The sequence below is a fragment of the Streptomyces sp. TBY4 genome (assembly GCF_024213195.1).
Lineage (GTDB): Bacteria > Actinomycetota > Actinomycetes > Streptomycetales > Streptomycetaceae > Streptomyces.
In genome coordinates this window covers 149,865-165,101 of record NZ_JANAVF010000016.1, presented here as the reverse complement: position 1 = coordinate 165,101, position 15,237 = coordinate 149,865, and the positions used below count along the sequence as shown (strand labels likewise).

Sequence of the window (15,237 nt, the reverse complement as noted above, 5' to 3'; positions counted from 1 at the left end):
CGACGGTGCGAGGGGGCGGAACCGCGATGCGATTTCTGTTTGTGCACGGCACGGGGGTACGGCGCGAGCGGCACGACCTGCTCTTCGCCCTGGTCCGGGACCGGCTGACCGCCCGGTTCCCCGGGGCGGGCGTCGACTCCTGCTTCTGGGGGGACCGTTACGGCGCCACCCTCAGCGCCCAGGGGCGTTCCGTCCCCGGACTCGGCGCCCCCGGCACGGCCCCCGGCGCGGACGACGAGGAGACCGCCGAGTGGGGGCTGCTGTTCGCCGACCCGCTCTGCGAGCTGCGCGTCCTGGCGGAAGCCGGCTGGGAAGCCGGAGCCGGCGCGGACCCCTACGGCGACCCGTGCGGCGGGCCCGACGGGCAGCCCGACAGCGACCGGGACCCCTTCGCCATGCCCGGCGTCCGCTCCGCGGGCGACCGCGTCCTGGACCTTCTCACCGAACTCGCAGCCGCCGGGGTCCCCGACGGCGGCGAACAGGCCGCCCTGCTCCTCGGCGCCGGCCTCGCCCCCGGGTTCCCCGCCGCCCTGGAGGCGGTCTCCCGCTCCGCCGAGGCCGCCCGCGCCGGGAGCCGGGCCGCCGGCGAGCCGGAGGCCCGGGAGCTGGCCAAGGCCCTGGCCCGCGCCGTGACCGCCGCCGCACACGCCTCGGCCGGAGCCGAGGCCGACTGCACCGGTGCCGAACGCGACCGGCTCGTCGAGCTGATCACCGCCCGCCTCGGCGGCGACGCCCGGGTGCCCGGCGCCCGCGCCGCCGCCGTCCTCGGCCGGCTCGCGATGCGCGTCACCACCCAGCCGCTGCTCAACGCCTGGCGCGGCTCCCTCACCGTCGGGGCCACCCCCGCCCTCGGCGACATCCTGCGCTACCAGGCCCGGGGCGCCGACCTCCGCGCGTTCCTGCACGAGCGGATCACCGCCGAACCGGGGCCGACCGTCCTCATCGGCCACAGCCTCGGCGGGATCGCCCTGGTGGACCTCCTCGCCCTCGCGGCCGCCCGCGGCGAGCCGGTCCCCGGAGTCCAACTGCTCGTCACCGTCGGCTCGCAGGCACCCTTCCTCTACGAACTCGGCGCCCTGGCAGGGGTGGTGCCGGGTACCAGCCTCCCGTACGCCTTCCCGCGCTGGCTCAACGTCTACGACCGCCAGGACGTGCTCTCCTACCTCGCCGAGCCCGTCTTCCCCGGCGACCCGCGCGTCAGCGACCAGGAGATCGGCAGCCGCCAGCCCTTCCCGGCCTGCCACAGCGCCTACTGGAAACAGGACTCCCTCTACGCACGCATCGAACAGGCGGTGGCCGAAGCGGAGATCGGGTGAACCCCCTCGACTCCCTGCCCCCCGAGCTGGGACCGCGCACCTTCGCGCTCGTCGCCGGGGTCGAGCGCTACGACGTCAGCCATCACTGGAACCTGCGCGGACCGGCCGCCGACGCCCTGCGGTTCGCCCGCTGGCTCACCGGGCCGGGGGAGGTGCCACCGGGCCACGTACGGCTGCTGCTGTCCCCGCTCGACGACCCGGATTCGCTCGACTGGTCGGGCTCCGCGGGCATGGAGGCGCTGCGCGGCACGCACCGCCGTGCCACCGAGGCGAACGTGAAGTCGGTGCTGCTCGACGAACTCCCCGCGTGCGACGGCGATCTGCTCCTGATCTTCTGGGCCGGGCACGGATTCGTCGAACCGCACCGCGGCGAACTGCTGCTGCCCTGCGCGGACGCCGTCCCCAGCCAGATCCGCCACCTCAACCTCGACGCCGCACTGCGCTGGTGGCGCACCAGCCTCGTCAAGCGCGAGCTCTTCCGCTACCAGGCCGCCCTGGTGGACGCCTGCCGGGTCGACGCGCCCCGCGACACCCGGTGGAACTTCGGGACCAACCACTACGGCGGCGGAGCCACCGTCCCCGGGCGGCGCCAGTTCCGGCTGTACGCCTCCCGCGAGGGCGAGGCCGCGAAGAACGACGCCGAGCGCGGCGCCGGCCGCTTCACCGAGCAGCTCCTCGCCGACATCGGCGGGCGTACCGTGCGCGAGGCCGTGTCCGGACTCGCCGACACCGCCCGCTCCATCCACCACGCCTTCCAGGACCTGCGCGATCGCGGCGAGGGATGGCAGCTCCCGCAGTTCGTCGTGGACCGAGACTGGAACGCCTCCTCCTTCCTCGACGACGACGTGCCCGGCATGGCGCCGCCGCGCGCCGGCCGCCTCGACCAGAGCGCCTGGGACGGGCTCGGCGAGCTCTTCGAGGACCGCGACCTGCCGCGCTGCGCCTACGAGGCGTACCTGTGGGCGTTCAGGGCGGCCGGCTGCGCAGCCCCCGTCCAGGGCGGCCTGCCCGGCGACACCCTGCTGGAGGTGGCCCAGGACCTCGACGAACGCCACGGCGGGCCGGGCGGGATGCCGCTCGCGGTGCCCTTCGTACGGTTCCTCGGGGAGCAGGGCGCGTCGGGGGACGCGCGGTGGGCCGCCCGGGTGCGCGACTGGGTGCGCGCCACCCGCGAACGCCTCGGCCTGCCCGCACTGCCGCCCCCGCCCCCGCCGCCGCGCAGGGCGGCCCTGCACGTACGGCTGGAGACTCCGCCGGGAGGCGAGGACGGGTTCCTCGCCCGGATGTGGCTGCGGCGGGAGGCGACCGAGCACATCTGGGAATCGGAGGGGCAGCCGGTCGGGCTGGACGCCGTACGGGACGCACTCGTGCGGGAACTCGGCGCGATCGTGCGGACGTTGGGCGCGGAGGCGGCGGCCGGGCGGCCGTCCGGGGCGGTGGAGCGGATCGAGTTCCACGTGCCGTACGAGCTGCTCGACCTGGACTTCGACCAGTGGCCGGTCCCGCGCGGCCCGGGCGGGCGGACCCGGCCCCTGGGCGTGCTCCACCAGGTGGTGGTGCGCTGCCCGCAGGAGCGCGAGGACACCGGCGCCGAATGGCGCGGCAAATGGCGCTGGCTGTGGGCCCAGGGCGGCCGGCACCCGGAAGCGGTCCGGGTGGTGGCCGACGCGGACGCGGAGGACGGGCTCGGCATGGAACTGGGCGCGGGACCGGCGCCCGCATGCGTCCTGGCGCACACCCGGACAGGGGCCCGGACCTCGGCGGTGGTGGAGGCGGTGCTCGAAGGCGGAGTCCCGGTGGCCCTCTGGCACCGCCCCGCCCCGGGCGGGGCCGCGGGCAGTCTGCTCGATCTGCTGGCGCCCCCGGGCGAGGACGGGCGGCCGCCCGACCCCGGGGCGCTCGACGTGCTCGCGCTGCCCGCCCGCGTGCGCGCGGTGCGCCGGGAGGCGGCCGTCGCGGGCGCGGGCGCCCCCGGCGGCGAGCGCCGACAGCCTTTGGGGGGAGACCGGTTGGTCCTCCTGTGGGACGATCCCGACGACACCCTCACCCTCCGGTCCCTGGCTTGAACCCGCTCCCGATTCCGCCCCGGATTCCGCCCCCGATCCCGCTCCCCATCCCGACACCGACCCCGATGACCGCCCGCGGCGACGGTCCGCGACACCGACGAAGGAAGCAGAGGCTGTGGTGAAGGACTGGTGGCTGTACCAAGGGGCCGGCGAGGCCGCCGAGCGTCGGGCCAGGCTGGAGGCCGGACCGCCACCGCCCTGGCGCGATTTCAAGGGCGTCCCCGACCCGGGGTACACGCCCCCGGGCCGTGAGGGACCGGCCTGGGAGCGGACCTGGCGGCGCGGCGAGGGCTACGTGCCCGACGAGCTGGAGAAGGACGTGGTCAACACGGCCCTGCACCTGCGCCGGCCGCTCCTGATCACCGGCAAACCGGGTGTCGGCAAGTCCACGCTCGCCTCCAGCATCGCCGCCGACCTGGGCCTCGGCCCCGTACTGCACTGGCCGGTCACCAGCCGGACCGTCCTGCGCGACGGCCTGTACCTCTACGACGCCATCGGCCGGCTCCAGGAAGCGGGGCTGGAGCAGCTGCGCACACCCGGAGCGCCGCCGATCGCCGCGGCCGCCGGCGCCCCGGGCCCCTCCGGCGCCGCCGACGGCGGCCCGTCCATCGCCCGCTACCTGCGCCTGGGCCCCCTCGGCACGGCCCTCCTGCCCCAGGACCGCCCCCGCGTCCTGCTCGTGGACGAGATCGACAAGAGCGACATCGACCTCCCCGGAGACCTCCTCACCGTCTTCGAGGACGGAGGCTTCGTCATCCCCGAACTCGCCCGGCTCGTCAAGGAGGCCCCCACCGTCGCCATCGGCACCGACGACGAGGACACGGAGGAGGTCGTCCGGATCTCCCAAGGCCGGGTCCAGTGCCGGTACTTCCCCATCGTCGTCCTCACCAGCAACGGCGAACGCGACTTCCCGCCCGCCTTCCTGCGCCGCTGCGTCCGACTCCACCTGGACCCGCCGGGACCCGACAAGCTCGCCCGCATCGTGCGCGGCCGGCTCGGCGTCGACATCGAGAACAGCGACGAGTACCGCGACCTGGTCCGGAGCTTCCTGGAGCGCGCGGAGGACGGCGACCTCGCCACCGACCAGCTCCTCAACGCCATCCAACTGCGCCTGGCCGGGGCCTGGTCAGCCCCGGGCGACCGCGAACGCTTCCTCGCCACCGTCATGCACCACCTCACCGGGCCCTCCGCGTGATCGAGAAGCTCCTCGCCGCCCTGGCCGAGGGCGCCGGGGAAGGCGCCCCGCGCCCCGTGCTCGGGGCGGAGGAGGTCGCCGACATCCTGTGGCTCGCGACCCGCGTGGACGCCGCCGCCCGCCCCCCGGAGCCCCCCGGGCCGGACCCCGAGGACGGAGCCGAACCGGCCGGCACCGAGGCGGAGTTACCCGACGCGGAACGCGGCCGCTCCGGCGGGCCGGGAGTCCCGTACTTCCCCGCGGCCGGGCCCGCCCCCGTCCCCGACGGCCCCGCGGACCCCGCCGCCGGCCGGCCCGCGGGAGGCGCCCCCGGGGGTGCGCCCGCACCGGACGCGCGCCGGGGCACCGCGGTGCGGCTGCCGCGCGCCCCCACCCTCGACGACCCGCTCGCCCTGATGCGCGCCCTGCGCCCGATCGGCCGCCGAGGCATCGGCGGGCCGGGGGAGGAGCTGGACGAACAGCTCACCGTCGAGCGCAGCATCGAGCGGATGGTGCTCACCCCCGTCCTGCGGCCCGCCGAGAGCCGCTGGCTGGACGTGGCCCTGGTCGTCGACTCCCACCACTCGATGCTGCTCTGGTCCGACCTGGTGGAGGAGGTGCGAGGGATCCTCACCCGCAGCGGGGTCTTCCGCGACGTACGGACCTGGCGGCTCACCGGCACCGGACCCGGCGGCGCGCCCGGAGTCGCGCACCACCGCGACAGCCCGCCCCGCAACCCCCTGGAGCTCGTCGACCCGGCGGGCCGCCGGCTGATCCTGGTGCTCTCCGACACGGTGGCCGCCGGGTGGCGCGAAGCACCGCTGCGCGGCGTGCTCCGGCAGTGGTCGGCGCACAACGCCGTGGCCGTACTGAACGTCCTGCCCGAGCGGCTCTGGACCCGCGGGGCCGTCCAGCCGGTCCCCTTCGCCGTGCGCGCGGACCGGCCCGCGGCGGCCACCCGTTCCTGGCAGCGGGTCCCGATGACCCGGCGGGCCCGCGGCGGCGGAGCGCTGATCCCGGTCGTCGGCATCGCGTCCGGAAGCCTGGCCCGGCTGGTGCGCGTGGTCTCCGGCGACGGCCGCTGGCGGCGCCTCGCGTGCCTGCGCCTGGACGCGGAGCCCGGGCGCGAGGCCTCGTACGGGAACTCGTACGGGACACCGGGCGCGGACCCGAGGTTCTTCCCGGACCCGCTGGAGGCGGTGGAACGCTTCCGCGCGAGCGCCTCACCGACGGCCCAGCGCCTCGCCGACCACCTGGCCGCCGTACCGCTCACCCTGCCCGTGATGAACCTCGTGCGCCGCTCCCTGCTCCGGGAGTCCGAGCACGGCCACCTCGCCGAGGTGGCCCTGGGCGGGCTGCTCGCCCCCTGGGACGGCGAACAGTCCCCGGACGAGGTCCAGTTCGAGTTCCTGCCGGGCGTACGGGAAGCCCTGCTCGGATCGCAGCTGCGCGGCGACGTGGCACACGTGCGGGAGCTGGTGCGGTGGCGGATCGGGGAGTACATGGCCCGTACCCGCAGCACCGGCCGGGACTTCACGGCCTTCCGGCTCGGCCCCCGGGGCCGGGGACGCCGCGAACTGGCCCCGGGGGCCGTGCCGTTCGCCCTCGCCGCCGGACCGGTGTCGGGGCTGGCCGACCGGGTGGTGCGGGTCCGCTTCGAATTGCAGAGGGAGCCGGTGGCGGTGGGCGTGCTGCTCTCGCCCCGGCTGGTCCTGACGGTAGGTGACGCGGCGCAGGCTCCGCAGACGACCACCTTCGCGTGGGTCAGGACCGCAGGGCAGGAATTCCTGTGCCACCAGGTCTGGGGAGACGGGGCGGTGCCCCCGGTGCTCCTGCTCGTTTCCGACGTGGACCTCGTGGACCTCGTGGACCCGGCGGACTGGACGGAGCCGGCCTGGGCGCAGGGGTTCGCGGCCCCCGGGGAGCCCCTCGTCGTGGACGGCGCGACCGACCAGGGCGAGGCGGTGGCGCTGACCGGCGAGGCCCTCCCGTACGAGGGGGAGCGCAACGGGGAACTCGTCCGACTGTCCGCCGAACCGGGGGTCTGGGCTGACTACGAGGGCTCCCCGGTCTCCCGCGACGGCCTGCTGGTGGGCATCGTGCATACCGTGCTGCCGGAGCGGATGGTGTTCCTGACGGGGCAGGCGCTGTGGGAACAGGCGGGGTTCCGCGAGGTCGTGGCGGCGCACGCGAGCATCGGGTACTCGATCCTCGGCATCTGCATGGCGGTGCGGCCCGTCGTGGCCGTGGCAGCGCCCGGCCGCTCCGTGGAGGAGGAGATCCACGAGTTGCTCCAACTGGTTCGAAGAGAAACCGAGGTGTTCGGTTCTCTGTCCCCGTTGGAGGACGGGGTTGTGCTCCTCCCGGTGCCCGACCCCGAAGCTCTGGGGAAGGCGGGGGCGGTGCTGTCCGAGCTGTCCGTGGCCCTGACCCGGCTGCGCGGGGGCTCCGGCGAACGGGAGTTCTCGCTCGGAGTGGCGCTGGCAGCAGGGGATTTCACGATCGGTGCGGGTGGGATCCAGGGGCCGGCGGCGCGGGAGGCCTTGGGTCTGGTCCGCTCCGCGGCGCTGGGGGAGCGGCTGGAGGCGACCGGTGGGCGGGGAGGGGTCATCCCCGTGATGAGCTCATCGCTGCGTGATGAAGGCGGGCTGGAATCCCTCGCAGCCGAGCCGCTGGATCCGGGACCGGTGACGGGCCAGGCGACGCGCGGGTGGATCCTGCTCGGCGGCGCTGCCGACGTGGGGAGGGCGCTGATCGATGCCGAACTGAGCTTCGACGACCCGGTCATCGGCTGGGGTCGTTGCCACTACGGGAGCCCGGGAGATCCCGGCGGGTGCACCGGCATCCGTCTGCCCGGCGGTCTGCTCTGCCTGGCCCATGTGACGGAGTCGGACCGGACCCGTTACCTCGCGATGCTGAGTCCGGGCTCGCCGGTGGACCTGCGGGGCACCACCTTCGCCGACGGCTTGCTCGAACGGCTGCTGGCAGTGCTGCGCGATCCGGTGACGGGGCACGTCCGCATGGGGCGCGCGCGGTTCGACCGGGCGCGCTTCGGCGACGACTGGGCGGTGCCGGGATTCGAGTTCGAGGGGCGCGCTTCCTTCGACCGGGCCGTCTTCGAAGGACGGGCGGTGTTCGACGCGGTGCACTTCAAGGAGGGTGCTTCCTTCGGCCGGACCGACTTCCGCCTCGGCGCGACCTTCGACGCGGCCGTGTTCGACCGCGAAGCGCGCTTCCTCAGGGCGGACTTCGCAGGCGACGCAGGATTCGAGGAGGCCGTGTTCGCGCAGGGCCTGGACATGACCCGCGCTGAGGTGTGGGACAGGGCGCGGATGGGTCGGGTGCGGGTGCGGGGGGCCGCCGATCTCGGGCACGCGGTCTTCCGCGGCCACAGCGACTGGAAGGGGAGCACCTTCCAGGGGGCCGCCACCTTCGCGTCCACCGTCTGGGCCTCCACCGCGGTCTTCGACCAGGTCCGCTTCGAGGAACGAGCCTCCTTCGACCACGCCACCTTCGACGGACCGGCCTTCTTCAAGGGCACGTTCTTCGCGGGCCGGATGACCTTCACCGGGACCGACTTTGCGGTGCGGGGGGAGTTCGTGAACGCGACCTTCACCGATCCCGCGGAGATGCCCACCGTGTGGCGGAACCTTCTGCCGCCGTCGGGCGCCGCCACGTTCACCTGGGGCCGCCTCAACGAAGGCCCCGGAGCGCCGGCGCCCTGAGCCACCCGCCCCGCACCCGGGTCTGGGGCGGGGCGGGTGCAGGGTCAGACGCCGGTCGGCACCCGCCCCGGGCGGCCCGCGCCACGGGTCAGGCGGTAGCCGCCGATGCCCGCGAGGGCGGCGAGCACGCCTCCGGCGGCCGTCCAGAGCCAGCGGTCCGACCACCAGGTGCCCGACCAGCCGTCGGCGGGTGCGATGCCGGACGCGGTGCCGGCCGCGGGGACGAGCGGCACCTCCAGGGCTTCGTCGGCCGCGTAGGCGCCGCCGACGTCCCGGGCCTCCGCCCGCAGGCTTGCCCGTACGGGCTGCCCGAGGTCCTCCGGGGCGAGGTCGGTGACCGTGAGCCGGATGTAATAGGCGCCCGGAAGCGCGTCGTTGGCCCACTGGTCGGCGCCCGAGCGGACCGGGCGCAGGGTGCACGACAGGTCGACGGTGGCCGCGTCCTTGGCGGCCGTGGCGCTCTGCGTGCCGTACGTGCAGGGCTGGCGTCGGCGCAGTCCGTCGTACACGTCGAGCTGCCACGTGGAGGCGGAGTGCCGGCCGGCCGCGGCGGGCAGGGTGACCGAGGCCTTCACGGTGGCGCGCTGCCCCGAGTCCAGGGGGAGCACCCAGTAGAGGTAGTCGCCGGCGGAGGCCTCGGCCGTGGCCTCCTGGTCCAACTGGACCGGGGTGGCGGTGCGGAAGGCCGTGCCGGCCTCGGTCGGCGCCTGCGCGCTGCCGCTCGGGCTCGGGGACGGCGAGGCCGCCACGCCGAGCAGGCCGCCGCCCACGAGGAGGGCGGCGGTCAGCGTGCGCCGCACCCGGCTTCCCGCGCTTCGTTCACGTCTCACGGCACTCATCAGTTGGTCCTCCAGACCGTGATACGCCAGCGGGAGACCCAGCCCCACACCAGTCCGGCGAGGAGGCCGGTGAGCGCCAGGGCGCCGAGCAGCCACCAGCCGCGTCCGAGGCCGAAGGAGGCCACGTCGGAGGCCCCGTCCGGGCCGTCCACGACGTCGATGGTCAGCTCCACCGGCATGCCCGGGGTGGTCTTGACCGCGGCGGGCGCCGAGAAGGAGTTGCTGACCTGGAGGCACACCGTCTCGGCCGGCTCCTCGTCGTCCGGATCCCCGGCCTTGGGGTAGCGCAGCCCGGTCGAGATCAGGTCGGTGCGCCCGTCGCCGGCCTCCTGGCCGCGTACGATCTCCCGGCCGCTCGGGGTCGTGGCGCGCAGCAGCACGCCGTAGTCGTTGTTCACGGCGCGGTCGGCCCCGATGCTGACCGAGGCCCGCAGCTCCTTGCCGGGCGCCACGGAGACCCGGTACCAGCGGTGCTGCCCGAAGCTCTCGCGGTCGCTGTACAGCCCGGGCTTCAACTCCGGTGCGCCTCCGCACTGCTGGGCGCCTTCGGTGGCCACCGGATTGACCACGGGAGTGGCCGCCCGGCCCACCAACTGCTTCACCCTGCCCGAGAGTTCGGCGGTGTGCTGTACGGAGGTGTAGGTGCCTCCGGTCGCCTCGGCGATGCAGATCAGCTGGTCGCGGGTCTTGGTGTCGGGGACGAGCCCTAGCGTGTCGATGACCAGGTGGATGCCCTGGGCCGCGATGTCGCGGGCCACTTCGCAGGGGTCGAGCGGTGCGCAGGTGTCCTCGCCGTCCGTGATGAGCACGATCCGGCGGGTGGCGTCACCGCCCTTGAGGTCCTCGGCGGCTCCGAGCAGCGCCGGCCCGATGGGCGTCCACCCGGTGGGGGCCAGCGTGGCCACTGCCGTCTTGGCCTCGGTCCGGTCCAGGGGGCCGACCGGGTAGAGCTGCTTGGTGTCCTTGCAGCCGAGGTTCCTGTCGGGGCCGGGGTAGTTGGCGCCCAAGGTCCGTATGCCGAGCTGCACTTCGGCGGGTACCGCGTCCAGTACCTCGTTGAACGCCTGTTTCGCGGCGGACATCCGGGTCTGCCCGTCGATGTCCTGCGCGCGCATCGAGCCGCTGACGTCGAGCACCAACTCGACCTTGGGCGCTTCCTTCGCCACCGGTTCCCCGGCGGCGGCACCTGCCGGGAACAACCCGGCAGCGAGGGTGACGAACAGGCCGCACGCACTGGCCCTCACCCATCTTCTAGTGATCATCGCCGGATCGTATTGAGATTCCCCGCACCCTCCAAACCGAGCAACCGTTCCGGAGCCGACGAAGTCAGCCGACGCGCTTGCGGAAGACCCAGTACGTCCATGTCTGGTAGGCGAGGACGACCGGGGTCATGAACGCGGCGACCCAGGTCAGGATCTTCAGCGCGTACGGGCTCGCGGCCGCCCCCGCCACGGTCAGGCTCCATGCGGGGTCGGTGGAGGAGGGCATGACGTCGGGGAACAGGGAGAGGAAGAGGACGGCGACGGTGGCGGCAACGGCCGCCGCGGACAGGGCGAACGCCCGGCCGTCGCGGTGAGCCGCGCTCTGTCCGACGGTGGCGACGAGCGCCACGACGGCCACGCCCAGGACGATGAGCCCGTAGATCTGACGGCCGTTGTGGACCTGAGTCCAGAAGAGGAAGGCGCCGGCGACCGTGGTGGTGAGGTACGCGAGGGGGCGGACCTTGGCCCGGGCCCGGTCCCGTACGACTCCCTTCGTCTTCAGGGCGGCGAAGAGGGCGCCGTGCAGGGTGAAGAGGCACGGGGTCGCCAGCGCGCCGAGGAGGGCGTACGGGTGGAGGAGGTCGAGTGGGGTGCCCGTGACGTTGCCGTCCGCGCCGATGGGCACGCCCCGCACCATGTTGGCGAAGATCAGCCCCCACAGGGCGGAGCAGACCAGCGAGGTCCAGAACACGCAGCGGTCGCAGGTGCGCCGCCACCGCTCGTCCTCGCGCTTGTGCCGGTACTCCAGGGCGACGCCGCGGACGATCAGGCACACCAGGACGGCGAGCACGGGCAGGTAGAAGCCGCTGCAGAAGGTGGCGTACCAGTCCGGGAAGGCGGCGAAGGTCGCGCCCACGGCGGTCAGCATCCAGACCTCGTTGCCGTCCCAGACCGGACCGATGGTGGCGAGGAGCACGCCGCGTTCGTGGGGGGTGCGGGCGAGGAGCCCGGTGAGGATGCCTATGCCGAAGTCGAAGCCCTCCAGGAAGAAGTAGCCGGTCCAGAGGAAGGCGATGAGCACGAACCAGAGGTCGTGGAGTTGCACGGGGTGGTCCTCGTGGGTGGGGTGGGGGCGGGTCAGTAGGTGAGCGCCCGGGCGGGGTCGGATGCGGGGCCCGCCGCGGGTCCGGCTGCGGGGTCGGACGCCCCGTCGGTCTGCGGGCCGGCCTTCGCGTACCTGGCCAGGAGCCTGATTTCGACGGCCGCGAGTGCGGCGTAGAGCAGCGTGAAGACGGTCAGGGAGATGACGGCCGAGGTGGTGGAGACCCCGGGGGAGACGGCGTCCTCGGTCTTCAGTAGCCCGTAGACGGCCCACGGCTGACGGCCCATCTCGGTGAAGATCCAGCCGAAGGAGTTCGCGATCAACGGGAAGCCCATGGTCAGGGTCCCGGTCCGCCAGGCCCACCGGGTGAGCCGGGGTCCGAGCTCGCGGCGCCGGGTCAGCATCAGCCGGGGCACTTCGTCCGGAGCGGTACGCAGGTTCGGGTCGAGCCGTAGTCTCGTACGGGTCAGCCACAGGCCGGCCGCTCCGGCCGCGCAGGAAACCATGCCGAAGCCGATCATCAGCCGGAATCCCCAGAAGGTCATGAAGATGCCGGGAACGTAGTCCTCGGGCTTCCCGCCGAAGCGGGCCGCCTCCTGGCGGGCGGTGTCGTTGATGCCGGGTACGGAGCCGGTGAAGTCGTGGTGGGCGAGGAAGGACAGGACCCCGGGCACCTCGACGGCGACGTCGTTGCGGCCCCGGCTCACGTCCCCGACCGCGAAGACGGAGAAGGGGGCGGGTGCCCGGGTGTCCCACAGGGCTTCGGCGGCCGCCATCTTCATCGGCTGCTGCTCGAACATGAGTTGGCCGAGGCTGTCGCCGCTCAGCGCGGTGGCCGTGCCCGCGACGACCGCGAGGGTGAGCCCCAGGCGCAGCGACGTACGCATGACGGCGGTCCGCATGCCGGGTCCGGTCCGGTTCCGCCGGGCCCGCCACAGGTGGAAGGCGGCGATCCCGACGACGAAGGCGGCGCCGGTCAGGAAGGAGGCGGACAGGGTGTGCCAGGCCTGGACGAGCGTGGTGTGCTGGGTCAGGACCGCGAGGACGTCGGTCAGCCGCGCCCGGCCCGTCGCCTTGTCCACGGCGTAGCCGACGGGGTGCTGCATCCAGGAGTTGGCCGCGAGGATGAAGTACGAGGAGAGGACCGTGCCGATCGAGACCATCCAGATGCACGCGCAGTGGATCCTCTTCGGCAGCTTGTCCCAGCCGAAGATCCACAGGCCGATGAAGGTGGACTCCAGGAAGAAGGCGATGAGCGCCTCGAAGGCCAGCGGAGCCCCGAACACATCGCCGACGAACCGCGAGTAGTCGGACCAGTTCATGCCGAACTGGAACTCCTGGACGATGCCGGTCACCACGCCCAGCGCGATGTTGATCAGGAAGAGCTTGCCCCAGAACTTCGTGGCGTGGAGGTGCTTCTCCTTCCCGGTCCGCACCCAGGCCGTCTCCAGCCCCGCGGTGACGGCGGCCAGGCTGATCGTGAGCGGTACGAAGAGGAAGTGGTAGACGGTGGTGATGCCGAACTGCCAGCGGGCCATGATCTCCGGGGCCAGCGCGAGGTTCACGAGGCGGCCCGCACTGCGGCGAGGCGGGCGGGAGCGGCGGCGACGGCAGGGGCGCCGGGAGGGAGGAAGAGGGTGCCGCGCAGGGCGCCTCGCGCGGTGCGGAGCCCCACCACGGCCCAGGCGGCGACCAGGAGCACGTACAGGGCGACCGCGGCCCAGATGAACAGGTCGGCGCCGGTACGGGCGGCCAGCACGGTGCTCCCGGTGACGCAGGTGCCCACGGGGAAGGTGAACCCCCACCAGGTCAGGTTGAAGGGCAGTCCGCCGGAGCGGGCCGTCCGCACGGTGACGGCGGCCGCGATGGCCAGCCACAGCATGGCGAATCCCCAGGTCACCACCCCGAAGGCCAGGATCATGGTCAGCCGCAGCTGCCCGGCTCCGGAGTGGGGGATGAGGAAGGCGCCCATCGCGGCGGAGACCATGGGGGGAACCACGGGCATCAGCCAGCCGCCGAAGGCCGCGTCGGGCTCCGCCGCGCGCCGGGTGATCATCCGGTAGGGGACGGCGAAGGCCGCCAGCAGGCCGAGCACGGTGCCGGTCAGCCAGAGAGTCCAGTCGACGGCCACGGCCGCGTCCAGGCCGATGACGTCCTTGCCCAGCAGCAGGGTGCCGGCGCCGACGGTCATCAGGGCCATGGGGGGAGCGCCGTAGAACTGCGACATGACGGGGTGGGCGCCGTGGGCGCGGGCGTGGTCGCGGTGCCGCGCCCAGTGCACGGCCCAGGCGGCGCACAGCGCCAGCAGGAGCAGGGACGCGCCCGCCCACACCACCGTGGCGGCGGCACGCATCCCCGGGAACCGCAGGGGCAGGGAGGCCGCGGCATTGGCGACGATGCCGGTTCCCATGACCGAGGCGAACCAGTTCGGCCCCAGGTGCCGGAAGGCGTCGCGGGGGCGTTCGAGATCCCGCAGCAGCCGGCGCCGCGAGGGGGCGGAGGATGCGGCGGGTGTGGAAAGTGCGGTCCTGGTGCTCATGGATCCACCATCTGCCGGTGTCACGCGCCGCGGTAGCGGCACCGGATCGATGCATCCATAGGATGACTCTATGCCCATCTCTCCGCGCGTCCCCGACCTTCCCGCCCTCGACCTGCTGCTCAGCGTCATCGAGCTCGGCAGTCTGGGGCGGGCCGCCGAGGCGCACGGCATCAGCCAGCCCTCGGCCAGCTCCCGCATCCGCTACCTGGAGAAGCTCGTCGGCCTTCCCGTACTGGAACGCTCCTCGCTCGGTTCGAAGCCCACCCCGGCGGGGGCGCTGATCGCGGAGTGGGCCCGGACCGTGATCGACGCGGCGCACGAGCTGGACGCCGGCATCGGCGCCCTGCGCGAACGGCGCAGCTCCCACCTCAAGGTCGCGGCCAGCCAGACGGTCGCCGAGTACCTGGTCCCCAAGTGGCTCATCGGGCTGCGGGCGCAGCATCCCGCCACCAGCGTCGCCCTCGAATCGGGCAACTCCGCCGAGGTGGCCCGGGCGGTCCTGGACGGCCGCGCCGAGCTGGGCTTCATCGAGAGCCCCCGCGCGCCGAAGGGGCTCGAAAGCCATGCCGTGGCCAGGGACCGGCTCCTCGTCGTGGTGGCGCCGACGCACCCCTGGGCGCGGCGCACCGCCATCACCCTCGACGAACTCGCCGCCGCCTCGCTGATCCAGCGCGAGCCGGGATCGGGGACGCGCACCGCCTTCGAGCGCGCGATCACGGCCCACCTGCCCGACTGGAAGCCCTCCGCCCTGCTGGAACTGGCCTCCACCACCGCCATCAAGACCGCCGTGGCCGGCGGCGGCGGCCCCGCCGTCCTCAGCTCGCTCGCCGTCGCCGACGAACTCGCCGCCGGCACCCTGCGGTCCCCGACGGTCACCGGCCTCGAACTCGGCCGCTCGCTGCGCGCCGTCTGGCCCACCGGCCGGCGTCCGGCCGGTCCGGCCCGGGACCTGTACGCCCTCGCCCGGAGGCAGCTCGCCATGGGTGCGTAGCTTCCGGGAGGTCATAGATCTGCTCTATGGATCCATCGATCCGTTGCCGCTACCGGGCCGGAACTCCCCGCCGGAGGATGAATGCGTAAGCCTCCGATGAAGCAGGGAAACCATGTACACCATCCTCTTCCTCCTGATCTCCGTATGCGTCCTGGCGGTCCTCCGTGACTGGCCGGGCAGGAATCGGCTCCTGCTGTGGGCGGGAACCCTGAGCGTGACGCTCCTCGCGTTCCTCCCCCACCTCGACCGCGCCTTCAACCTGAGCTTCTGAGGAGGAGCAGGA

Annotated in this window: 11 protein-coding genes; 6 read left to right on the top strand and 5 right to left on the bottom strand. The window is 73.8% G+C overall.

All coding sequences use genetic code 11. The annotated features are described in order from the left end of the window. The first annotated feature begins 26 nt into the window (after positions 1-26). From NLX94_RS30755 to NLX94_RS30740, 4 genes are all read left to right on the top strand, one after another. Entirely contained in the window at positions 27-1,316 is a 1,290-nt protein-coding gene (locus NLX94_RS30755) for an alpha/beta fold hydrolase (protein WP_254386380.1), read from the top strand. Next, positions 1,313-3,382, top strand: coding sequence for a caspase family protein (locus NLX94_RS30750; protein ID WP_254386379.1), 2,070 nt, complete (start codon positions 1,313-1,315; stop codon positions 3,380-3,382). Before NLX94_RS30755 ends, NLX94_RS30750 begins: the two co-directional genes overlap by 4 nt. Before the next feature lie 118 nt (positions 3,383-3,500). Continuing rightward, positions 3,501-4,577 carry an AAA family ATPase gene (locus NLX94_RS30745; RefSeq protein ID WP_374684048.1) on the top strand — a complete coding sequence of 359 codons (1,077 nt, stop codon included), beginning with the start codon at positions 3,501-3,503 and terminating at the stop codon, positions 4,575-4,577. Then, positions 4,574-8,281, top strand: a complete 3,708-nt coding sequence (locus tag NLX94_RS30740) for a pentapeptide repeat-containing protein (protein ID WP_254386377.1) — start codon at positions 4,574-4,576, stop codon at positions 8,279-8,281. Before NLX94_RS30745 ends, NLX94_RS30740 begins: the two co-directional genes overlap by 4 nt. Positions 8,282-8,325: 44 nt before the next feature. Here NLX94_RS30740 and NLX94_RS30735 read toward each other — a convergent pair whose 3' ends face one another. The 5 genes from NLX94_RS30735 to NLX94_RS30715 form a co-directional block, all read right to left on the bottom strand. Then, the gene (locus tag NLX94_RS30735) at positions 8,326-9,120 is read right to left on the bottom strand and encodes a hypothetical protein (RefSeq protein WP_254386376.1); all 795 of its coding nucleotides are present in this window, start codon (positions 9,118-9,120) and stop codon (positions 8,326-8,328) included. After that, positions 9,120-10,382 (bottom strand): VWA domain-containing protein, encoded by a 1,263-nt coding sequence (locus tag NLX94_RS30730; protein ID WP_254386375.1) that lies wholly within the window; start codon positions 10,380-10,382, stop codon positions 9,120-9,122. Before NLX94_RS30730 ends, NLX94_RS30735 begins: the two co-directional genes overlap by 1 nt. Before the next feature lie 64 nt (positions 10,383-10,446). Beyond that, entirely contained in the window at positions 10,447-11,427 is a 981-nt protein-coding gene (gene cydB, locus NLX94_RS30725) for a cytochrome d ubiquinol oxidase subunit II (protein WP_254386374.1), read from the bottom strand. A 32-nt stretch (positions 11,428-11,459) separates the two neighbouring features. Next, the gene (locus NLX94_RS30720) at positions 11,460-12,989 is read right to left on the bottom strand and encodes a cytochrome ubiquinol oxidase subunit I (protein WP_254386373.1); all 1,530 of its coding nucleotides are present in this window, start codon (positions 12,987-12,989) and stop codon (positions 11,460-11,462) included. Further along, positions 12,986-13,963, bottom strand: a complete 978-nt coding sequence (locus NLX94_RS30715; RefSeq protein ID WP_254386372.1) for a C4-dicarboxylate ABC transporter — start codon at positions 13,961-13,963, stop codon at positions 12,986-12,988. The genes NLX94_RS30720 and NLX94_RS30715 overlap by 4 nt, the downstream gene beginning before the upstream one ends. A 70-nt stretch (positions 13,964-14,033) precedes the next feature. Between NLX94_RS30715 and NLX94_RS30710 the strand changes: the two genes are divergently transcribed. Together NLX94_RS30710 and NLX94_RS30705 are read left to right on the top strand one after the other, a co-directional pair. Further along, complete coding sequence (locus NLX94_RS30710; protein WP_254386371.1) at positions 14,034-14,954, top strand: LysR family transcriptional regulator; 921 nt, start codon at positions 14,034-14,036, stop codon at positions 14,952-14,954. Positions 14,955-15,066: 112 nt separating this feature from the next. Continuing rightward, positions 15,067-15,225, top strand: coding sequence for a hypothetical protein (locus NLX94_RS30705; protein ID WP_254386370.1), 159 nt, complete (start codon positions 15,067-15,069; stop codon positions 15,223-15,225). Positions 15,226-15,237 lie beyond the last annotated feature (12 nt).

What these genes read in the sequence shown, in the direction of transcription:
- NLX94_RS30755 (WP_254386380.1), top strand. Translation starts at nt 27, where the DNA reads ATGCGATTTCTGTTTGTGCACGGCACGGGGGTACGGCGCGAGCGGCAC.
- NLX94_RS30735 (WP_254386376.1), bottom strand. Translation starts at nt 9,120, where the DNA reads ATGAGTGCCGTGAGACGTGAACGAAGCGCGGGAAGCCGGGTGCGGCGC.
- NLX94_RS30730 (WP_254386375.1), bottom strand. Translation starts at nt 10,382, where the DNA reads ATGATCACTAGAAGATGGGTGAGGGCCAGTGCGTGCGGCCTGTTCGTC.
- NLX94_RS30715 (WP_254386372.1), bottom strand. Translation starts at nt 13,963, where the DNA reads ATGAGCACCAGGACCGCACTTTCCACACCCGCCGCATCCTCCGCCCCC.
- NLX94_RS30710 (WP_254386371.1), top strand. Translation starts at nt 14,034, where the DNA reads ATGCCCATCTCTCCGCGCGTCCCCGACCTTCCCGCCCTCGACCTGCTG.
- NLX94_RS30705 (WP_254386370.1), top strand. Translation starts at nt 15,067, where the DNA reads ATGTACACCATCCTCTTCCTCCTGATCTCCGTATGCGTCCTGGCGGTC.